Source organism: Tepidicaulis marinus (assembly GCF_000739695.1).
Taxonomy (GTDB): domain Bacteria; phylum Pseudomonadota; class Alphaproteobacteria; order Parvibaculales; family Parvibaculaceae; genus Tepidicaulis; species Tepidicaulis marinus.
Genome location: NZ_BBIO01000012.1, coordinates 37,007 through 56,973, shown reverse-complemented (window position 1 = coordinate 56,973; position 19,967 = coordinate 37,007). Strand labels below are relative to the sequence as shown.

18 protein-coding genes and 1 tRNA gene are annotated in these 19,967 nt (G+C 61.6%); 13 read left to right on the top strand and 6 right to left on the bottom strand.

Annotation, left to right across the window (positions count from 1 at the left end):
• Positions 1–190 precede the first annotated feature (190 nt).
• A complete protein-coding gene (locus M2A_RS11610; protein ID WP_045447556.1) occupies positions 191–2,491 on the top strand; it encodes an efflux RND transporter permease subunit in 2,301 nt (766 codons plus the stop codon).
• A 210-nt stretch (positions 2,492–2,701) separates the two neighbouring features.
• Complete coding sequence (locus M2A_RS11605) at positions 2,702–4,060, top strand: PilZ domain-containing protein (protein WP_045447554.1); 1,359 nt, start codon at positions 2,702–2,704, stop codon at positions 4,058–4,060.
• Between the two features lie 12 nt (positions 4,061–4,072).
• On the opposite strand, the gene M2A_RS17455 is transcribed toward M2A_RS11605, so the two are convergent.
• Positions 4,073–5,569 carry a sensor histidine kinase gene (locus M2A_RS17455; RefSeq protein WP_052379431.1) on the bottom strand — a complete coding sequence of 499 codons (1,497 nt, stop codon included), beginning with the start codon at positions 5,567–5,569 and terminating at the stop codon, positions 4,073–4,075.
• Between the two features lie 231 nt (positions 5,570–5,800).
• Entirely contained in the window at positions 5,801–6,388 is a 588-nt protein-coding gene (locus M2A_RS11595) for a TetR/AcrR family transcriptional regulator (protein ID WP_045447553.1), read from the bottom strand.
• 115 nt (positions 6,389–6,503) lie between these two features.
• Here M2A_RS11595 and M2A_RS11590 point away from each other — a divergent pair, with 115 nt between their 5' ends.
• From M2A_RS11590 to M2A_RS11570, 5 genes are all read left to right on the top strand, one after another.
• Positions 6,504–7,133 carry a glutathione S-transferase family protein gene (locus M2A_RS11590; RefSeq protein ID WP_244444445.1) on the top strand — a complete coding sequence of 210 codons (630 nt, stop codon included), beginning with the start codon at positions 6,504–6,506 and terminating at the stop codon, positions 7,131–7,133.
• A 27-nt stretch (positions 7,134–7,160) separates the two neighbouring features.
• Positions 7,161–7,919 carry a cupin domain-containing protein gene (locus M2A_RS11585; protein ID WP_081875586.1) on the top strand — a complete coding sequence of 253 codons (759 nt, stop codon included), beginning with the start codon at positions 7,161–7,163 and terminating at the stop codon, positions 7,917–7,919.
• Positions 7,920–7,933: 14 nt separating this feature from the next.
• Positions 7,934–8,503 carry a carboxymuconolactone decarboxylase family protein gene (locus tag M2A_RS11580; RefSeq protein ID WP_045447551.1) on the top strand — a complete coding sequence of 190 codons (570 nt, stop codon included), beginning with the start codon at positions 7,934–7,936 and terminating at the stop codon, positions 8,501–8,503.
• A 54-nt stretch (positions 8,504–8,557) separates the two neighbouring features.
• A complete protein-coding gene (locus M2A_RS11575) occupies positions 8,558–9,205 on the top strand; it encodes a cytochrome P460 family protein (protein ID WP_244444444.1) in 648 nt (215 codons plus the stop codon).
• 69 nt (positions 9,206–9,274) lie between these two features.
• Positions 9,275–9,574 (top strand): hypothetical protein, encoded by a 300-nt coding sequence (locus M2A_RS11570; protein WP_045447549.1) that lies wholly within the window; start codon positions 9,275–9,277, stop codon positions 9,572–9,574.
• 42 nt (positions 9,575–9,616) lie between these two features.
• Here the strand turns inward: M2A_RS11570 and M2A_RS11565 are convergent, their stop codons facing one another.
• The 4 genes from M2A_RS11565 to M2A_RS11550 all read right to left on the bottom strand — a co-directional run bounded on the left by M2A_RS11565 (position 9,617) and on the right by M2A_RS11550 (position 12,632).
• Positions 9,617–9,913: a GIY-YIG nuclease family protein gene (locus M2A_RS11565; RefSeq protein ID WP_045447547.1), complete on the bottom strand. Its 297-nt coding sequence runs from the start codon at positions 9,911–9,913 to the stop codon at positions 9,617–9,619.
• Positions 9,914–10,031: 118 nt separating this feature from the next.
• Positions 10,032–10,105: transfer RNA gene (locus M2A_RS11560), tRNA-Gln, on the bottom strand.
• A gap of 195 nt (positions 10,106–10,300) precedes the next feature.
• Entirely contained in the window at positions 10,301–11,071 is a 771-nt protein-coding gene (locus M2A_RS11555) for a slipin family protein (RefSeq protein ID WP_045447544.1), read from the bottom strand.
• Between the two features lie 22 nt (positions 11,072–11,093).
• Positions 11,094–12,632: an NfeD family protein gene (locus M2A_RS11550; protein ID WP_244444443.1), complete on the bottom strand. Its 1,539-nt coding sequence runs from the start codon at positions 12,630–12,632 to the stop codon at positions 11,094–11,096.
• 415 nt (positions 12,633–13,047) lie between these two features.
• On the opposite strand from M2A_RS11550, the gene M2A_RS11545 reads away from it, so the two are divergent.
• The 6 genes from M2A_RS11545 (at position 13,048) to guaA (ending at position 19,966) form a co-directional block, all read left to right on the top strand.
• The gene (locus M2A_RS11545; protein WP_244444442.1) at positions 13,048–14,151 is read left to right on the top strand and encodes a Ppx/GppA phosphatase family protein; all 1,104 of its coding nucleotides are present in this window, start codon (positions 13,048–13,050) and stop codon (positions 14,149–14,151) included.
• Between the two features lie 71 nt (positions 14,152–14,222).
• Positions 14,223–14,912, top strand: coding sequence for an RlmE family RNA methyltransferase (locus M2A_RS11540; protein WP_081875594.1), 690 nt, complete (start codon positions 14,223–14,225; stop codon positions 14,910–14,912).
• 142 nt (positions 14,913–15,054) lie between these two features.
• Positions 15,055–16,518: an IMP dehydrogenase gene (guaB, locus tag M2A_RS11535; protein ID WP_045447538.1), complete on the top strand. Its 1,464-nt coding sequence runs from the start codon at positions 15,055–15,057 to the stop codon at positions 16,516–16,518.
• Positions 16,519–16,542: 24 nt separating this feature from the next.
• Entirely contained in the window at positions 16,543–17,817 is a 1,275-nt protein-coding gene (locus M2A_RS11530) for an RsmB/NOP family class I SAM-dependent RNA methyltransferase (protein WP_045447535.1), read from the top strand.
• 65 nt (positions 17,818–17,882) lie between these two features.
• A complete protein-coding gene (locus tag M2A_RS11525; protein ID WP_045447532.1) occupies positions 17,883–18,398 on the top strand; it encodes a tetratricopeptide repeat protein in 516 nt (171 codons plus the stop codon).
• Positions 18,399–18,418: 20 nt separating this feature from the next.
• Positions 18,419–19,966, top strand: coding sequence for a glutamine-hydrolyzing GMP synthase (guaA, locus tag M2A_RS11520; RefSeq protein WP_045447529.1), 1,548 nt, complete (start codon positions 18,419–18,421; stop codon positions 19,964–19,966).
• Position 19,967: the final 1 nt, after the last annotated feature.

Below are 19,967 nucleotides of genomic sequence, written 5' to 3'. Positions count from 1 at the left end.
TTGTCTTCAATTGAGTTAAATGTTCGTTGCCCGGATTATTCTTGGATAAACCCCTGAATCTAGTATAAGACGGGCTGCCGGAAGAGAGGCGCGCCTTATAACCCGCCGGAAAAGAGAGGGAAAAGCGCAGCCGGGCACTGGGGGATGCACTGGGGGTGGCCGTTAAGCTCGGCCATGAGGGGAGTGGGACATGCCGTTTGCTGAGTGGGCCGTGCGCCGGCCGTGGATCATCATAATCATCACCTTACTGATGGTTGCGGGATTCGGCGCCGGGTTGCTGGGGCTCGGTCTTTCCTCGGATACACGGGCTTATTTCTCCGCTTCCAACGAATATCTTTTGGAGCTGGAGGATTTCGAGAAGAAATACGAGCACAATAACAATGTGCTCTTTGCCGTGGCCGCGCCTGAGGGAACGGTCATGACCCCGCAGGGGCTGCAGGCCGTGGCCGAATTGACCGAGCGGGCCTGGCAATTGCCGTTTTCGACCCGTGTCGATTCCTTGACGAATTTCCCCCATGTCACCTCGCAAGGCGACACGTTCATTGTCCGCGAGCTGGTGGACGATCCCGCCGGCCTGACAATGGAAGAAGCTTCCCGTATCGAGGAGATCGCGCGCAACGATCCATTGATCGTCAACCGCTTGATGGAACCGGATGGTGGGGCGGCCGGGGTCAATGTCAATTTCAAGCTGCCCAAAGAAGCGTCCGCCGAAGTGCGCCGGATTATCGCCGCGACGCGCGCGCTGGCGGCTGAAATCGAGGCCGGTTATCCGGGCCTCAAAGTGCGGGCAACGGGCAATGTCATGCTCATGGGCGCCTTCATGGAGGCTTCGCTGAACGATGTGCAGCTTCTGGTGCCGGTCAGCCTGATGGCTTCCGGCCTGATGCTTTTCATTTTCCTGCGCTCTTCGACGGCGCTTCTGGCCACCGTGACGCTCTTGAACATTTCCGCTTTGGTGGCCATGGGGATCGCCGGATGGATGGGCCATGCGGTCAATCCATCGACCGTGGCCGCGCCCGTGATCATTATGACCATCGCCATGGCGTCGTCGGTGCATGTGGTGATTTCCATCCTGCAATACCGTTCGGAGGGGATGGAAAAGGAAGCGGCGATCGTGCAAGGGCTGCGCGTCAACGCTTATCCGGTGGCGCTGACCAGCCTGACCACCGGCATCGGCTTTCTCTCGCTCCTGGCCGCCGACTCCCCGCCGCTCAACCAGATGGGCGCGCTGGTGGCAGCAGGCATTTTCGTCAATTACCTCCTGACCTTCTCGCTCTTGCCCGCGATCATGGCGCTCTTGCCTTTCAAGGGACGGATGGACCGCTCGGGCCAGCAATTGCAGGCGCTTGGGCGGTTGGCGATCAAGGGGCGCTATCTATGGGTCGCGCTGATCGCGGCGGCCACGGTGGTGCTGGCGCAGGGGCTCGTGAATATCCGGCTCGATGACGATTTCATCCGCTATTTCGACGAGCGCTTCGAATACCGCCGGGCCTCCGACTTTGCCGAACAGCATCTGACGGGGCTCAACATTGTCGAGTTCGATTTGAAGGCCGGCAGTGATGGCGGCGTTTACGACCCGGCGTATCAGCGGAAAGTCGCCGAATTCGCTGACTGGCTGCGCGCGCAGCCCAAAGTGCTCTCGGTAACGGACATCACGCAGATCACGCGGCGCATCCACAAGCACATCAACGGCGTCCGGGAGAGCGGCGGGCAAGAAGAGGCCCCACCTCTGCCGGACGATCAGGAACTGATCTCGCAATATTTCCTGATCTACGAACTTTCCTTGCCCTATGGCGCGGAAATCACCGACCGCATCAATGTCGCCCGCTCGGCAAGCCGTGTGACGGCGATCCTGCGCGGGGCGACCTCGGGCGAGATACGCGAACTCAACGGCAAGGCGCAGGACTGGCTGGCAGCCGAGGCGCCGGCCCATATGTGGACCCGTGGGACCAGCATCAACGTCATCTTTTCCTATCTTTCCGGCATCAATGTACGCGCGATGCTGTATTCGACCGCCGCCTCGATCCTTGTCATCGGCGTCATTATCGCGGTGGCTTTGCGCTCGCTGCGCCTCGGGTTTATCAGCCTCGTTACGAATCTTTTCCCAGCGGTGATCGGTTTCGGCGTCTGGGGCCTCGTCTACCGGGATATCGGCCTTGCCGGCTCCGTGCTCACCGCCATGACGATCGGCATCGTGGTGGACGATACGATCCATTTCCTCTCGAAATACCGCTGGGCCCGGCACCAGGGCAAAACGCCGGAACAAGCCATCGAAACCGTTTTCGGGACGGTGGGTGTTGCGATGTTCGTCACCACCACGGCGCTGGTGGTCGGCTTCTCGATTCTCTCTTTGTCGGGGTTCGAGGTGAACTGGCAGCTCGGTATGCAGGCGACCATCGTCGTCATTGCCGCTCTCGTCATTGACTGGTTCCTGGTGCCTGCTTTGTTGCTTTTCGGCGATAAAAGCGGCGCGCCCTCCACACCAACATAAAACTTTCGCATAGCAGATTAACCATTCAGTCATTTATTTCTTATTAACCTTTGCAAAGGGTAAAGAAATTTGATTCTCTCGGACTGACTGAAATCCTGGTGTTAGGGATCCTGTAGGATGCGGACGTACGAAGAGTTACTGGGGGCCTCAGGCCGCAAAATGTTTTACCGGGCTGAGCGATACCGCCCGGATCAACTGTTTCAAGATGTTGTGCCGGCCGTCGATTTGGACGGGGACCGCACGGCGATCAAAGATCTGTCCATGACCGGGCTTGCCGTGCAGAGCACGCAGCTCGATGCCTGGGACGAGCAATTGGGCAAAGAAGTGCCGCTGGCGATCCGCCTCGGCGAAGACACGGTCTATCAGGGCAAGGGCCGGGTGAAGCGGGTGGAGCCGAACGGCATCCGCGCCACCGTCGCGCTGGAGCTGACCTCCGGCTATCTCGATATTCCCGCCATCGTCACCGAGCATCATCACGTCTTGCTGCGCCGGGCCATTGCGGACCCGCATTTCGGCGAGAGCACGGATATTCTGCCGGAGTTCCGGGCGCTGGCCGGCGACATTCTGAACCTTTTCCGCTCCTACAAGGATTTGCTCGAACGGTTCGAGGCGCGGCTGGAGGCAAGCGGCGAGGAGCGCGAGGCGTTGCTCCTGGAAGCGTTGATTGCCTGCGAAGACAAGATCGTGCCGCAGTGGAAAGAGCTTTGGTACAAGGGCAGCGACATTCTGGAGCCGGTATTCAAGGACCCGGTCGCGCTCGCCGCGCATAAGCGCTACGCCGAACGCGTGCTGACGCCGGACTTCATGCCCGGCCCCGTCATGCGCCGCTGCTACGAAAAGCCGCTCGGCTATCCGGGCGACTATCAGATCATGAACTACGTTTATAAGTGGGAGCGGGTGGGCGATACGCCTTACGAAAAGCTTCTGCACCGCATCGGCATCGAAACCGGGGCCTGTGTCGGCACGCGGCTGCGCATGACGCAGAAATTCATTGCCGAAAAGGTAGCCGAGACGGCGGGCGACACGCCCATGCATATCGCCAATCTGGGCTGCGGCTCGGCGTTCGAGGTGGCCGATTATCTCAAGATCGATCATCTGCCGCGCCCTGTCAGCTTCACGCTGATCGATCAGGACCATGACGCGCTCACTTACGCTTATGAACATGCTTATAAGCAGGTGGTGCGCCATCAGGGGCGCGCGCGCGTGCAGTGCCTCAATGCGTCCTTCGCGCAGCTTCTGCGCGCGGGCACGCTTTTCCAGAGCATGCCGCCCCAGGACATTCTCTACAGCCTCGGCCTTTACGATTATCTGTCGGCGCGCCGCGCCAAGGCGCTCACCCACGATCTTTACGAGCAAGTGGCGCCGGGCGGTTATCTGATCATCGCGAATGTGAAGACTGGCCGGGAAACCTGCCAGTGGCCGCTGGAAATGGTGACGGATTGGAGCCTTGTCTACCGCACCGAGGAAGACATGTGGGCGATGACCGAAGGGCTCGATTGCGAGCGCGTATCGCTGGAAGAAGATGCGACCAAATGCGTCTATGTCATGACGCTCAGAAAGCCGGCTTAAGCGGATAAAGGATCAGGTCAGCGCCCAGCGGACCTGATCCTGATTGCCGGCCGCCACGAAACGGCTGGCCGGGAAGGTGACCACGACCTTCGTGCCTTTACCGACATTCGACTGCAGATCGACCGTGCCGCCATGCAGCGACATGATCTTGCGCACCAGCGGCAGGCCGAGGCCCGTGCCGGGCTGCGTGCGGCTGAGCGCGCTTTCCACCTGAACGAAGGGTTCGAAGACGCGCGAGACATCGCTTTCCTTGATGCCGATGCCGGTATCTTCCACGCTCAGTTCCAGATCGCCGCTTGCATTGCGGCCAAGCTCGATTTTCACCGAGCCGCCCTCCGGCGTGAATTTCAGCGCGTTGGAGGTCAGGTTGATGGCGACCTGATTGAAAAGGCGCGGATCGGCGATCACCCAGGGAATGTCGTCGCGCATGCGGAAGGAGAGCCGGATTTCCAGCTCGGCGGCGCGCTGACGGAACATGCGCATGGTCTGGTTGAGCGATTCCACCGGATCGAGCGGCTGCTCGTCCAATTGCAATTTGCCCGCTTCCGCTTTCGATAGATCCAGAATGTCGTTGATGATGCTGAGCAGATGCGAGCCGCTGGAGCGGATGTCCGAGGCGTAGTCCGCATATTTGGGGTGGTTGATCGGCCCGAACATTTCGTTGGCGATAATGTCGGAGAAGCCGATGATCGCATTGAGCGGCGTGCGCAGTTCGTGGCTCATGATCGCCAGGAAATCGTTCTTTGCCCGGTTGGCCGCTTCCGATTCCTGCAGCAATTGTTCCGAGCGCTCACGCTCGTAGCGAATGCGCTCCGCATCCACGAAATTGCGGCGGATATGCAGTTCCTGCACATAGTTCATGAACATGGAAACGCCGGCGGCCAGCCCCATGAAGGCGCTGTTATTGAGCAGAATGTCCGGCGGCACCGGATTGACGGCGATGACGACGAATTCGTAAAGCGCGAAGGTAAAGAGCGTCATGCCGGCCGGATAAAGATAGCTCATCCGCCAGGTGCAGTTATTGTAGGCGATGATGGCGATGAGACCGGCATAATAAAGATAAGAACCCGGCGCATCGGCCATGGCGATCATGGCGACCACGCCGAAGGCAGGTGTGGCCATGGAGAGCGAAAGCCAGAACTGGTTCTTGTAGGAAAACCAGGGCGCATAGGACAGCGCGACGATGCCCAGAAGAATGGGGCAGGCGATACCGATACGGATGAACCAGGCTTCGTAAAGAATGTCCGGGATGATGAAATAGTCGAGCGCGCCGAACAGGGCGAAGATGATCGCGCCCATCGTGATTGTCAGCCGGTGCAGCGAGACGTAACGGGCGAAGTTTTCGGTGGAAAATTTCCGTTCGGCGTCGGGATTGGCGAAGGTCAGCGTCCAGGGATTGATGTCGTAATCGGACATAGGCGTGCCGTCGCTTTCCTTCTGCTGTTTCAGCTGCAGAAAAGTGCGCGCCGTCGACCCTGCCGTCGTTCCGTTTTGAGCGAGCTCAGCCATGCAATCGGCTCACCGACCCTTTACCTTGATTTTCAGGCTAGAGCTTGGCGTGAAAGATATAACGTGTCGTTAAGAGACGGAAAAAGATGACAGCCCTGTGGATGTTAATTTTCCCGACACCTTGATGAGGCGATTTCGCGGCTATGACGCGCAGACACTGGCATTGCGATAAACCTGAAGGTGTAAACGATGGGCCCCGTTAAAGGATTTGTTTACCTTTACACCGGGTGTTCAAGCGTGAATGAAATCGAGCGCGGGCAGGCGCTTTACCGCTGCCTCGAAATGCGCGTTGTCCTTCAAAAGAATGCTCAGGAACATGGCGCCCTGAAGCAGTGAGACAACCTGATTGGCGCCTTGCCGCGCCGCTTCCTCGCTCAGTTCCGGCACGGCGTGCCCGCCCGGGGTTTTCAGCGCGGTCCCGGTCCAGGAAAGCAGACGGCGGAAAAACCGGCGAAGCGCCTCGGCCACTTCCACCGGCAAATCGGCCGCCTCGCTGCCCAGTACGCAGCATAGGCAAATGGCCCCCCGGTCGATGGTCGAGATGCGGTAGGCGGCGGCCAGATGGGCGATGCGCTGGGCGGGCGTGTGGGCCGGATCGTCCGGCGGCCCGAGGCTGGCGATAAAGGCCGCCGTATAACGCTCCACCACGGCTTGGCCGAGATCGGCTTTTTGCGGGAAATGATAGTGAACGCTCGCACTCTTGATGCCGACGTCGCCTGCCACGTCCCGGAAGCTGAACGCGTTGAAGCCGCCCGCGCGGATGCGGTTCTCTGCGGCGTCCAGAATTTGTGCGGCTTTGCCGGTATATTCGGTGCTCATCACGATCAGGTTATCTACTTGTGGGTAGACGTTGACAAGGGCTAGGGCCGTTTCTATTTCTCTGCCTATCGATAGATAGAATTCCCGCAAGGGAAAGCAAGGAAAGAGGTGGCCGGTGCTGAAAGTTTATGAATTCAAGGGTTTTGCCAATCCCGCCCGTGTGAGGATCGCGCTTGCGGAAAAGGGGTTGTTCGACAAAACCGAATTCGTTCAGATCAATCTGCCTGCCGGTGAGCACCGTTCCCCCGAATACCGCGCCAAAAACCCGTCAGGCCTCGTGCCGGCGCTGGAGCTGGAAGACGGCACCATCCTCTCCGAATGTTCGGCGATTACCGAATATCTCGACGGGCTGAGCGGCGAAACGGACCTGACCGGGCGCACGGCGATCGAACGGGCGCGCATCAACATGATGCAGCGCAAGATCGAGCAGGGCTTTCTGGGTGCCGCGACCGACTTCTTCCACCATGCGACCGAAGGGCTCGGGCCCGATGTCGAGCTTTATCAGAATGCCGATTGGGGCCGTCATCAGCTCGACGTGGCGATGAAGACGCTGGAATGGATGAACGGCGTTCTGGAAGGCCAGGACTATTTCGCCGGTGACGCGTTCACCATTGCCGATATCACGGCCATGGCCGGCTGCGCGCTGCTCGACTTCCTCAAGCTCGAAATTCCGGCGGGCTACAAAAACATGCATGCCTGGCATGCGCGGGTTTTCGCGCGCCCAAGCGCGGCGCTTGCCGCTTAAACCATCCGGGCGAAGGAGTGCGCGGATATGGAAATCAATGCGGACTTCAAAAAGCCCGTCGCCTTAAGGGCGGAAGAAATGGAATGGGTGGCCTCGCCCATGCCCGGTGTCAGCCGGCGCATGCTCGACCGGATCGGCGGTGAGGTTGCCCGCGCAACGAGCATTGTGCGCTATGCGCCGGGAAGCGATTTCCCGGCGCATTTGCACGAAGGCGGCGAGGAGTTCTTTGTGCTCGACGGAATCTTCCAGGATGAGCACGGGGATTATCCGGCGGGCACTTATGTACGCAATCCGCCGCTCTCCCGCCACAAGCCGGGATCGGAACCGGGCTGCACGATCTTCGTCAAGCTCTGGCAGTTCGACTTGGCGGACCGCAGCCATGTGCGCATCGACACGAACAAGCTGGGCGCGGTGCCCGATGCGGCGCGTAGCGGGGTGCAGGTGTCGCCGCTTTTTCAGGACGCGCGGGAAAATGTGCGGATGGAGATCTGGAAGCCGGGCGCGCGGATAGAGATCGGCGCGCAAGGCGGTTTGGAACTCTTCGTGCTTGCCGGGGGGCTTGAGCATGAAGGGCGCAGCTACGCGCTGCACAGCTGGCTGCGGCTGCCGGATGGCGCGCGGCCGTTCGAAGCGCTGGCGGATGCGCATGAAGGCGCGCGGCTTTGGGTAAAGAGCGGGCACCTCGTTCACGCGGCCGCGCCCAAACCCAGCCGGCTGAATTTTGAAACGCCGGAGGCGCCGGAAACGGCATCGGCAAGGATCGTCGGGTTCAAGAAGACGGACTAAGGGGGACGGGGCACATGGCGGATTTTAAAATTCACACGCTGGAAACGGCGCCGGAAGGCGCCAAGGAGAGGCTGAAGCAGGTCGAGGCGCATTTCGGGTTTGTTCCCAACATGCTCGGCATTCAGGCCGAAGCGCCGGCTTTGCTGGAAGGTTATCTGAAACTCTCGGAGACCTTCGAGCGCACGAGCTTCACGGCTTTGGAGCGCAAGATCGTTCTCTTGTCGGTGAATTACGAAAACGACTGCGATTTCTGCATGGCCGGCGACAGCTATGTGGCGCAGAGCGAAGGCGTGGAAGAGGAGATCATACAGGCGCTTCGTATCGGCGCGCCGCTCGGTGACGACCGGCTCGAAGCGCTCAGGCTTTTCACGCGCATCGTCGTGCGCAGCCGGGGCTGGGTGGATAACAGCGAGATCCAGGCCTTTCTGGAGATGGGCTACACCAAGCAGAACGTCCTGGAAATCCTGCTCGGCGCCGCGCTGAAACTGATGAGCAATTACACGAACCATATCGCTGAAACGCCGCTCAATGACGCGCTTCAGCCCCATGCATGGATCAAGCCGACACCCGCCCGGGTGGGCTGACGCGGGCGGGGCATGCCGCCCCGGCCGGCAGAAACGAACGAAAGGATGAGGCATATGAAGAAGACGATTGGACTGGGCATGCTCTTCGTGGCGAGCTCTTTTGCGCTTGCCGCTTACGCATCGCAGGTTTCCGAAGCGCCCTATCAGGTCGCCGAAGCGGACACGATGGAAGCTGAGACCATGGAAGCGGAAACCATGGAAACCTCGGCGGCGAGCGGTCCGCATGAACTGAAAGGCGTCGATGCCGCGCTGCATATCCCGGACGTTGATTACCGCAGGGATTGGACGGTGCTGGGGTCTTACTCCGTGCTGGCCGACGAGCCGGAAGACGGCGCCAAGGAACTGCATGTCGTTTATGCCGAGCCAGAATATGTCGATGCTTTCCGCAAGAACGGCGTCTTCCCCGATGGCGCGGTGCTGATCAAAGACGTCTTCGCCGCGAAGACGGAATTCCTGACCACGGGCACGGCAAGCTATGCCAATGAACTGGCCGGCCGCTTCATTATGATCAAGGACGGCGACAACGCCAATGCGGGCAAATCCCCCCTCTGGGGCGACGGCTGGGGCTGGGCGTTCTATGAAGGCGATGAGCGCACGAAATCCGTGACGGTCGATTACAAGCAGGACTGCCTGACCTGCCATGAACCGGCCCGCGCCACCGATCTGATTTTCACACAAGGCTATCCCGTCCTGAAGCGCTAAGCGCATCAGGCGGCAGCGGGCGGCCCGTGGTGGCGCCGCCCGCATTCCCCCGAACCAAATGGTGAGACTATGTTGAAGAAATCTGCATCCCTTTTCGCGCTCGGCCTCTTTGCCGCTGCAGCGGCCCAGCCGGCGCTTGCTGAATCGAGCCGCCGCCATGGCCAGGAAACCGTGCCGGTCGGCGGCATGATGATGCATGACGGCGCGGACAAAATGGCCGCGCCCGCCGGCGACGCGATGGACAAGATGAGCGCCGATATCGATCTGAACAATTACGGCAAGTCCGGCACGCAAGGCGGCCGCATGATCGAAGGCGGTAATGGCGGCTTTGGCGCGAGCAAGCCTGCCTCGAACTATGAAAAAAGCTAAGCGCTGAGTTCAAGCTGCATGGGATAAGGCCGTGAACGCGTTTCACGGCCTTTTTCTTTGGGCGGGGGATTTTCGAGCAGGGCCCTGCGCGGCGGCGACCAGAGCGCGCTTTTCCGCCGCGCTCAAGGCCTTGATCCGCGCTTCGGCGGCGCTGGCGCTTGCCCGGTCGCTATGTTCCTCGCGGTAAAGGATGGCCAGCGGCTTGAAGGCGCGGGTGAACTTCGCGCCGGTGCCTTTTACATGCGCTGCAAAGCGGCTTTCCACATCGGTGCTGATGCCGGTGTAAAGCCGCTCGCCTTCGCATTCGAGAATATAAAGATACCAGCGCTTCACGCTCATGCCTTTGGCAGGGTGTCGGTTTGTTGTCTGAAAGAAGAGTATGCCGTGCCGGCCGACGAATACCAGCATGGGGCGGTAGTCGAATCTGAGGGCGGGGAGGCAAATTAGCGAAGACGGATGGCTGGGGGACTAGGATTCGAACCTAGACTGGCGGAGTCAGAGTCCGCTGTCCTACCATTAGACGATCCCCCACCAGCCGGGCCGGACCCGGAAGCGGAAAGTTCTGCGGCTTATACCGAAGCGGTTTAACGCTGTCAAACGTTGGCAAACGCTGGCCGGCACTTACCCGCGCAAGAATTTGCGAGGTCGCCCGCCGCCCGTTCTCGCCCGGCGCCGCAGGCTTTTTGTCTAATCTCCCCGGTTTAAAAAGGGCTTAAGTGGCCGGTTTCAGTCCTTCTTCGCGTTCTCATCGAAGCGGGCCAGCATTTTGCCGACTTCCACGGGGAAGGGGAAAACGATGGTGGAGTTTTTCTCCCCTGCAATCGTGTTCAGCGTGCCCAGATAACGCAGCTGCATGGCTTCGGGCTGGCGGGAGAGGATTTCGGCTGCCTCCAGCAATTTCTGGGCGGCCTGCTGCTCGCCTTCGGCATTGATGATCTTGGCGCGCCGCTCGCGTTCCGCTTCGGCCTGGCGGGCGATGGCGCGGATCATGCTCTCGTCAATATCCACATGCTTGATTTCGACATTGGCGACCTTGATCCCCCAGGCATCGGTCTGGGTGTCGAGAATGGCCTGGATGTCGGCATTGAGCTTGTCGCGTTCGGCGAGCATTTCGTCGAGCTCGTGCTTGCCGAGGACGGAGCGCAAGGTGGTCTGCGCCAGCTCGCTCGTCGCCTGCATGAAATCTTCGACCTGGATGATGGATTTTTCCGGGTCGAGCACGCGGAAATAGATCACCGCGTTGACGCGGACGGACACGTTGTCATGGGAAATGACGTCCTGGGTCGGCACGTCCAGTACGCGCGTGCGCAAATCCACCCGCACGATCTGCTGGATCACGGGGATCAGGATGATCAGGCCAGGCCCCTTGGTGCTGGTATAGCGCCCGAGCGTGAAGACGACGCCGCGTTCATACTCGCGCAGCACCTTGATCGCGGAGGCAAGGAAGAGAATGCCGATAAGTATAATCGGCAGGTAGAAGGCAATATTTCCAAACATGGGGTTCCTCCGTCTGCTTGTGTCAGCGGGTTTGGCCGGACCCGTTTTCGGATGGGGCGGGCGCAACTTCTAAGGTCAGCCCGTCCAGTGCTTCGATGGTGACAGGATCACCGGCTTTCAGCGTGGCAGGCCCGCGCGCGCGCCAGCGCTCGCCATGGGTGTGGACATGGCCGCTGTCCCCGTCCCAATCCGTGACGGTGGCGCTGGCGCCGATCATTTCTTCCGCGCCGGTGACGACTTTGCGGCGGAAAGAGGTCACGGCCAGATGCGCGGCAAGATAGGTGAAGCCCAGCGTGGTCACGGCAATGCCCGCAAGCACATGCCAGGAAACGGTAAATCCGGGCGCATCCGTATCGAAAAGGATCGTCGCGCCCAGCACCACCGCAATCGTGCCGCCGATCCCCAGCGCGCCGAAGGAAGGGGAAACCGCCTCCGCCCCGATCAGCGCGATGCCGAGCAGAATGAGCCCGATACCGACAATATTGATGGGCAGCGCCGCAAAGGCATAAAGCGCGAGGAACAGGCAAATGGCGCCGATCGTGCCCGGATAGATCGCGCCGGGGTTCATGAACTCGAAGATGATGCCGTAAATGCCAATCATCATGAGAATGAGCGCGACATTGGGGCTGGTGATCGTTGCCAGAAACTCATGGCGCCAGTCGGGGTCGAGGGGTTCGGGCGTCAGGTTCTGCGTGTCGAGCACCGCCTCGCGCTCGCCAAGGCGCACCGTGCGCCCATGGGCCTGATCCAAAAGATCGGTAAGGCTGCGCGCCTTGATGTCGATAACGTTCTTGGAAAAGGCCGCATCCGCCGAGAGGCTTGCCGCCTCGCGCACCGCTTTTTCCGCCCATTCGCCGTTGCGCCCGCGCATTTCGGCGAGCGAGCGGATATAGGCGACCGCGTCATTGACCATCTTGGCCTTCATCGGGTCGCCCGCTGCCGCGCCGTCTTCTTCCTTGGGTGTGTCTTGCGGGTCTTTGCCCGGCTCTTTATCCGGCTGGCCGCCGCCAGGCAGAGGCAGGCCGCCCCCGCCGATGGAGACCGGCGTTGCCGCGCCCAGATTGGTGCCGGGCGCCATGGCGGCGATATGGCTGGCGTAGAGGATATAGGTGCCTGCGCTTGCCGCCCGTGCGCCGCTGGGGCTGACATAGGTGAGCACCGGCACCGGCGAGGCGAGAATAGCGCGGATGATGTCACGCATCGAGGTGTCGAGCCCGCCGGGCGTGTCCATTTGGATGATGACGGCTTTGGCGCCGCGGGTCTTGGCTTCTTCAATGCCGGTGACAATATAGTCGGCGCCGGCCGGGCCAATGGCGCCGTCAATGGTCAGAACGAGCGCAAGGCCTGCTTGCGGGGCGCTTTCGTCTTCCTGTGAGAGGGCTTTGCCGGAAATGGCAAGCAGCAGCCCTGCAAAAAGCAAAAAGAAACCGGCCAGCCGGCCCGCTGGCCAAGAAAGGTGTTTCCGTCCGGTGCCCGTTTGATCGCTGTCCATAGAAAAAATATAGGCGCTAAAGCGGGTACTTGCCATGACCGTCTTTGCGAAAGCGGTAAGGGGCGGCATGCCGTAACGGTTCCTTCCCCCTGGCTTCGGTGATAGAGTGATCTCAACTTTCAAATTGGGAGCCCGGCGCGGGGTGCGGTTTTCGGCACAGCTTGAATGCAGCGCCTCCCGGGTCTGAAATAACGTGCACCAGGCGGGTGAGCCGGGGTCTGGCGGGGATAACCGCCAAGAAAGCCCTGCCGCGGACCTGCCGCACTCTCCGGAACCGGAACGGCAAGAGCCCGATGGGACCGGGAAGAGCGGTGAGAGGCCGCGTAAGAAAAGACGGCGCAGGCGCGGCGGCCGCAAAAACGCGGCCCGGCGCGAAGCGTTGAGCGGGCGCAATTTGGACGGGCCTGCGAGCGGCGCAGCGCAAAATGCTGCCCTTTCTGCATCCGCAACCGCGCCTTCCTCTCAGCAAGCGGAGCAAACGCCTTTGCCCTCGGCAAGGGATGTGCAGGCGCGCGCCGAGGAAGAAGGCGCGGGCGGCGAGCCGCCGGTTTACGGCGCGCTCGATCTCGGCACGAATAATTGCCGTCTTCTCGTCGCCAAAAAGGGGCGCAGCGGCTACCGGGTGATCGATGCTTTCTCGCGCATCGTGCGGCTGGGCGAGGGGCTCGCGCATACGGGCGAGCTCTCGCAAGGGGCGATGGACCGGGCGCTTGAAGCCTTGAAAATCTGCGCGGAGAAAATGCAGCGGCGCGGCGTTACAAGGGCCCGCACCATTGCCACGGAAGCCTGCCGCAAGGCCGCCAATGGCGCGGCCTTCATCGAGCGGGTGGAGCGGGAGACGGGGCTGAAGCTCGATGTCGTCACCCCGCAGGATGAAGCGCGCCTTGCCGTTTCCGGCTGCGCGCCGCTGCTCGACCCGGAATGCGGGGCGGCGCTTGTCTTCGATATTGGCGGCGGCAGCACGGAGCTGATCTGGGTGCGCCGCTCGACCAGGGGGCGCGCGGTGATCGAGGATTGGACCTCGCTGCCCTGCGGCGTCGTCACCCTGGCCGAGCGCTTTGGCGGGGTGGACGTAACGCCCGATATTTATGCCCGCATGGTGGATTATGTCGACGGGGAGCTGACCGAGTTCCGCTCCCGCGAGCCGATGCCAGAGCTGAAAGAGCGCGGTTTTCACCTGCTCGGCACGTCGGGCACCGTGACGACTATTGCAGGCGTCCAAATGGGCCTAAAGCGCTATGACCGCAACCGGGTGGACGGGGCCTGGGTGGAGCCGGGCTCGGTGAGCAGCGTGACGCGGCAATTGCTGGATATGAGCTTTGAAGAGCGTGCCGCCCATGCCTGTGTGGGCCGGGAGCGGGCGGACCTTGTGCTTGCCGGCTGCGCCATTCTGGAAGCCATTCTGGACGCCTGGCCCGCCGACCGGCTAAGAGTGGCCGACAGGGGCCTTCGGGAAGGCATTCTCTTTTCGCTGATGATGGAAGATGCCCCCAAACGCAAGCGCAAGCGCCGGCGGCGGCGCGGGCGGCGCAAGAAAATACCGGCCGGCCCAGCGAATGCAGGCAGTAAGCCGGAAACAGGAGAGTAGGCGTGGTCAAGTCCGGCGGAAAATCCGGGAAATCGAAAGGCGGCAAAGCTGGTACAGGCGGCAGCCGTGAGATGCATGTCCGCGTCAAGACGGCGCGCGGGCGCACGATTTCCTCTGCCCGCTGGCTGGAGCGCCAGCTCAACGACCCTTACGTGCAGGCGGCCAAGCGCGACGGCTTCCGCTCCCGCGCGGCCTATAAGCTGCAGGAAATCGACGATAAATATCATTTCCTCAAACCCGGCGCCCGGGTCGTGGACCTTGGGGCGGCGCCCGGCGGCTGGTGCCAGATCGCCGTGCCGCGCGTTAAGGCGCAGGAAGGGCGCGGCCAGGTCATCGGCATCGACTTGCAGGAAATGGAGAGCATTGCCGGCACGACGCTGCTGCAGCTCGATTTCATGGAAGAAGGCGCGGATGAGAAGCTGAAAGAACTCCTGGGCGGGGAGGCGGATGTCGTCCTTTCCGATATGGCGGCGTCTTCCACCGGGCACCGCAAGACCGACCATATGAAGATCATGGCGCTGTGTGAGGCGGCGGCCTGGTTCGCCCGCGATGTGCTGGCCGAAGGCGGGGTCTTTTGCGCCAAGGTGCTGCAGGGCGGCACGGAACGTGAACTTTTGGAAGATCTGAAGCGCGACTTCACCGTGGTGCGCCACGTCAAACCCAAGGCGAGCCGCGCCGATTCGGCGGAAGTCTATGTGCTCGCGACGGGGTTTCGCGGCCGGCGCGGGGAAGAAGCAAATGGCGGGGAAGAGACCGATTGAGGCGGAAAAGAGCCTCTTTTCGCTCTTCACATAAATGCAAGGGCGCATGCGTCAATTGTGACCATCTCTTCGCTTTGCTTTCTCCCCCGACGGTGTTAAGAACCAGCGCCAACATTCCTTTTGAAAGGTTGAGGTTGGCGACATGTTTAGAGAAGCCCTTACCTTCGACGACGTTCTTCTTCAGCCGGCCGCATCCAGCGTGCTTCCCGGCGAAGTCAGCACCAAAACCCGTCTGACGAAATCCATCCAATTGGGCATTCCGCTCATTTCCGCTGCCATGGACACGGTGACGGAAGCCTCCATGGCAATCGCCATGGCGCAGGCCGGCGGGCTTGGCGTTCTGCACCGGAACATGACCCCCGAGCAGCAGGCGGAAAACGTTCGTCAGGTGAAGAAATTCGAATCCGGCATGGTGGTGAACCCCGTCACGATCGGGCCGGACGACACGCTGTCCGACGCGCTGGCGCTGATGGACCGCTACAATATTTCCGGCATTCCGGTGGTGGAGCCGGGATCGGGAAAATTGATCGGTATCCTGACGAACCGCGATGTGCGCTTTGCCGACAATCCCCGCGAGCCGGTGCGCAATCTGATGACGAAGGAAAATCTCGTCACCGTGCGCGAGGACGGGGTTTCCCAGGACGAAGCCAAGCGGCTTTTGCACAAGCACCGGATCGAAAAACTTCTCGTCGTCGATGAGGCTTACCGCTGCGTCGGGCTTATCACGGTGAAGGACATCGAAAAGGCCCAGCTTCACCCCAATGCCTGCAAGGACGAGCAGGGCCGCTTGCGTGTTGCCGCGGCAACGAGCGTAGGCGACGATGGGTTCTACCGCTCCGAAGCGCTGATCGATGCGGGCGTCGATCTTATCATCGTCGACACCGCGCATGGCCACTCCATCCGCGTGGCAGAAGCGGTCGAGCGCATCAAGAAACAGTCGAATTCCATTCAGGTCATTGCCGGCAACGTGGCAACGGCGGGCGCAACGAAAGCGCTCATCGATGCGGGCGCGGACGGCATCAAAGTCGGCATTGGCCCCGGCTCGATCTGCACCACGCGCATTGTCGCCGGCGTCGGCGTGCCGCAGCTCACCGCCATCATCGACTGCGTGGAAGAAGCGCGCAAAGCCGATATTCCGGTGATTGCCGATGGCGGCATCAAATTCTCCGGCGATCTGGCCAAGGCGATTGCGGGCGGCGCGGACTGCGCCATGCTCGGCTCACTTTTCGCGGGCACGGATGAAAGCCCCGGCGAAGTGATCCTCTATCAGGGCCGGACCTACAAAGCCTATCGCGGCATGGGCTCGGTCGGCGCCATGGCGATCGGCTCGGCGGACCGCTATTTCCAGCAGGACGTCAAAGACACGCTGAAACTCGTGCCCGAAGGCATCGAAGGCCAGGTGCCTTATAAAGGCCCGGTGGGCGCGGTGCTGCACCAGCTTGTCGGGGGCCTGCGCGCTGCCATGGGCTATACGGGCGCGGCGACGATCAAGGATTTCCAGGCCAATGCGGAATTCGTGAAGATTTCCCCGGCCTCCTTGCGCGAAAGCCATGTCCATGACGTGACCATCACCCGTGAAGCGCCGAACTATCAGGGCACGCAGTAACCCTTAGCCGAAAGCGGATCGCGCATGACACCCGGTGCCCGGCTTGCGGCAGCCATAGAGATTTTGGACGAGGCGGAAGCAACGCGCCTTCCCCTCGACCGGGCTCTGGAGCGCTGGGCAAAGGGCCACCGTTATGCAGGCTCCAAGGACCGGGCGGCGATCTCCGCCCGCGTTTATGACGTGATGCGCGCCCGCGCCCTCATCGACGCGCGCTGGCCCGGCGCAAGCGCGCGCGAGCGGGTCTTTGCCTCTCTCAAACTTCTGGATGCGCTGCCTTGCGCCGACATTCAGGCACTGGCGGGCGAGGGCAAATATGCGCCGGGCGCCTTGAGCGAGGCGGAGGAAGCCAAGCTTGACGCCTTGCAGCCTGCCTCCGCTGATGATCCGCGCTGGGTGCGGCTCAATTACCCCGCCTGGCTCGATGAACGTTTCGAGGCGGCTTTTCCGGGGCGCGTGGAAGAAGAGCTTGCCGCCTTGAACCGGCCGGCGCCGGTGGATTTGCGCGCCAATCTGCTCAAAACCAGCCGCGACGGCTTGCTGCAGGAGCTTAAGGAAGAAGGCATCGAGGCGCAGCCCACTTACTGGTCGCCATGGGGTATCCGTCTTGCCTCGCCACGGCGCCTGCGCGCGGTTGGCGCCATCCGCGAAGGGGCGGCGGAAATTCAGGATGAAGGCTCGCAATTGGTCAGCGCTTTGGTGGGCGCGCGGCCCGGTGAGCGGATCGTCGATTATTGCGCGGGCGCGGGCGGCAAGACGCTCGCCATGGGCGCGATGATGGCGGGCGAGGGGGAGATTCTCGCTTGCGATGTCGATGGCCGCCGCCTTGCCCGGCTGAAGGAGCGGGCAAAACGCGCAGGGCTCTATAATGTCACCACTAAGGTGCATGAGCCGGGCGGTCTGAGCGGCATGGAGGCGCGCGCCGACCGGGTGCTGCTCGACGTGCCCTGCTCGGGCACCGGCACCTGGCGGCGCCAGCCCGAGGCGCGCTGGCGGCTCACGCCCGAAGAGCTGGAGGCCTATGGCCGCACCCAGCGGGAGATACTGGAAGAAGCGGCGCCCATCGTGCGGCCGGGCGGCGCGCTCATCTATGTGACCTGCTCGTTTTTCCGGGAAGAGAACGAAGATCAGATCGCGCGCTTTCTTGCCGCGCACGATGAATTCGAGGTGGTGGACTGGCGTTTGCAATTGCCCGAAGGCTGGCCGGTGCCCGCGCCCGGGAAGAGCGACTATTTGCGCCTTTCCCCGGCCTCCACGGGCACGGATGGGTTTTTCGCCGCTTTGCTGGGGCGGCGTTTATGAGGGGCCCCCAGGAGCAGAAAGAGGCAGGAAGCTTGCCTCTTGACGCGGGCCGCGCGGGGTGGTCAATGACTGCCATGCGCATCTTTTCCTTCCCCTTTTCCCGGATTGGCGATTCCTTCGGCCTGAAAGATGTTCTTTCGCGGGTTTGTGCCGGTTTTCTTGCCCTTGGCTTGGGGCTGGGGATAGCGGGGCTGGCTGCGGCGGACAGCGCGAAATCCGCGCTTTTCCTCGACAAGGGGCAGGCGGCGCAGGAGGCGGGCCGCCTCACGGAGGCGCGCGGCTGGTATGAACGGGCGATCGTGCAGAACCCGGCCAGCGCCGATGCCTATGCCCATCTTGCCCGCGCGGAAAACGAACTGGGCGATGCGCCCCGCGCGCGCCGCCATTTCGCGATTGCCCTGGAAATCGACCCGAACAATCCGCCCGCGCTTTACTGGTCCGGCTTGCTGGACATTCAGGAAGGCCGGGAGGACGAGGCCCGCAAGAAACTCGACCGATTGAAAAAGACCTGCAGCACCTGCCCGCAGCGCGCCGCGCTTGCCAAGGCGCTGGAAACCCATGGAGCCGGCAAGGCGCCCTGATCCGTCCAAGAAGAGACCTCATGACCGACCGTATTCTTATTATCGATTTTGGCAGCCAGGTAACCCAGCTCATTGCGCGGCGCGTGCGCGAAAGCGGCGTTTACAGCGAGATCGTGCCTTTCAACAAGGCCGGGGACGTCTTCAAGGAATTCGCGCCGAAAGCCGTGATCCTCTCCGGCGGCCCGGCCAGCGTGACGGCGGAAGATACGCCCCGCGTGCCCCAAGCGGTGTTCGAGGCAGGTATCCCGTTGCTCGGCATCTGCTACGGCGAGCAGGCCATGTGCGCCCAGCTCGGCGGCAAGGTGGAAGGGCACGACCATCAGGAATTCGGCCGGGCAACCATCGAAATCGTCGATGAGTGCGCGCTTTTCGACGGGCTTTTCAAGCTTGGCGATATCGAACCTGTCTGGATGAGTCATGGCGACCGGGTGGTGGCGCTACCGCCCGGCTTCAAGGCCGTTGCCGTTTCAAGCGGCGCGCCTTTTGCGGCAATCGCCAATGACGAGAAGAAATTCTACGGCGTGCAGTTTCACCCCGAAGTGATGCACACGCCGCGCGGCGCGGAGATCCTGAAAAACTTCACCCACAAGATCGCAGGCTGTGTGGGCGACTGGACCATGGCCGCCTTCAAGGAAACCGAAATCCGCAAGGTGCGCGAGCAGGTGGGCAGCGGGCGCGTCATTTGCGGACTTTCGGGCGGCGTCGATTCTTCCGTCGTCGCCGTGCTGCTGCATGAAGCGATCGGCGATCAGCTGCAATGTGTGTTTGTCGATACCGGCGTCATGCGCGCCGGGGAGGCGGAGCAGGTCGTCACGCTCTTCCGCGATCATTACAACATTCCTCTCGTCCATGCCGATGCCTCGGACCTCTTCCTCGGCAAGCTGGAAGGGGTGAGCGATCCGGAGCAGAAGCGCAAGATTATCGGCGCGACCTTCATCGACGTCTTCGAAGAAGAAGCAAAGAAAATCGGCGGCGCGGATTTTCTGGCTCAAGGCACGCTCTATCCGGATGTGATCGAAAGCGTTTCATTCACGGGCGGGCCGTCGGTGACGATCAAGAGCCACCACAATGTGGGCGGGCTGCCGGAGCGCATGAACATGAAGCTCGTCGAGCCTCTGCGTGAGCTTTTCAAAGACGAAGTGCGCGCGCTTGGCCGTGAGCTCGGCCTGCCGGAAGAATTTGTCGGCCGCCATCCGTTTCCCGGCCCCGGTCTTGCCATCCGCATTCCGGGCGAGATCACGCGGGAAAAGGTCGCCATCCTGCAGAAGGCCGATGCGGTCTATCTCGATGAAATCCGCAAGGCAGGCCTTTACGATGAAATCTGGCAGGCCTTTGCCGTGCTCTTGCCGGTGCGCACGGTGGGCGTGATGGGCGATGGTCGCACTTACGATTACGTCTGCGCCCTGCGCGCCGTCACCTCGACGGACGGTATGACCGCCGACTATTTCCCTTTCTCTCACGATTTCCTCGGCAGGGTTTCGACGCGCATCATCAACGAAGTGCGCGGCATCAACCGTGTCGTCTATGACGTGACCTCGAAACCCCCCGGGACGATCGAGTGGGAATAAG

Excerpts from the sequence above, each read along its gene's own strand:
- guaB (WP_045447538.1), top strand. The coding sequence starts at position 15,055 with ATGTTTAGAGAAGCCCTTACCTTCGACGACGTTCTTCTTCAGCCGGCC.
- M2A_RS11585 (WP_081875586.1), top strand. The coding sequence starts at position 7,161 with ATGGAAATCAATGCGGACTTCAAAAAGCCCGTCGCCTTAAGGGCGGAA.
- M2A_RS11595 (WP_045447553.1), bottom strand. The coding sequence starts at position 6,388 with ATGAGCACCGAATATACCGGCAAAGCCGCACAAATTCTGGACGCCGCA.
- M2A_RS11580 (WP_045447551.1), top strand. The coding sequence starts at position 7,934 with ATGGCGGATTTTAAAATTCACACGCTGGAAACGGCGCCGGAAGGCGCC.
- M2A_RS11525 (WP_045447532.1), top strand. The coding sequence starts at position 17,883 with ATGACTGCCATGCGCATCTTTTCCTTCCCCTTTTCCCGGATTGGCGAT.
- M2A_RS11530 (WP_045447535.1), top strand. The coding sequence starts at position 16,543 with ATGACACCCGGTGCCCGGCTTGCGGCAGCCATAGAGATTTTGGACGAG.
- M2A_RS11570 (WP_045447549.1), top strand. The coding sequence starts at position 9,275 with ATGTTGAAGAAATCTGCATCCCTTTTCGCGCTCGGCCTCTTTGCCGCT.
- M2A_RS11555 (WP_045447544.1), bottom strand. The coding sequence starts at position 11,071 with ATGTTTGGAAATATTGCCTTCTACCTGCCGATTATACTTATCGGCATT.
- M2A_RS17455 (WP_052379431.1), bottom strand. The coding sequence starts at position 5,569 with ATGGCTGAGCTCGCTCAAAACGGAACGACGGCAGGGTCGACGGCGCGC.
- M2A_RS11565 (WP_045447547.1), bottom strand. The coding sequence starts at position 9,913 with ATGAGCGTGAAGCGCTGGTATCTTTATATTCTCGAATGCGAAGGCGAG.
- M2A_RS11550 (WP_244444443.1), bottom strand. The coding sequence starts at position 12,632 with ATGCCGCCCCTTACCGCTTTCGCAAAGACGGTCATGGCAAGTACCCGC.
- guaA (WP_045447529.1), top strand. The coding sequence starts at position 18,419 with ATGACCGACCGTATTCTTATTATCGATTTTGGCAGCCAGGTAACCCAG.
- M2A_RS11540 (WP_081875594.1), top strand. The coding sequence starts at position 14,223 with ATGCATGTCCGCGTCAAGACGGCGCGCGGGCGCACGATTTCCTCTGCC.
- M2A_RS11575 (WP_244444444.1), top strand. The coding sequence starts at position 8,558 with ATGAAGAAGACGATTGGACTGGGCATGCTCTTCGTGGCGAGCTCTTTT.
- M2A_RS11610 (WP_045447556.1), top strand. The coding sequence starts at position 191 with ATGCCGTTTGCTGAGTGGGCCGTGCGCCGGCCGTGGATCATCATAATC.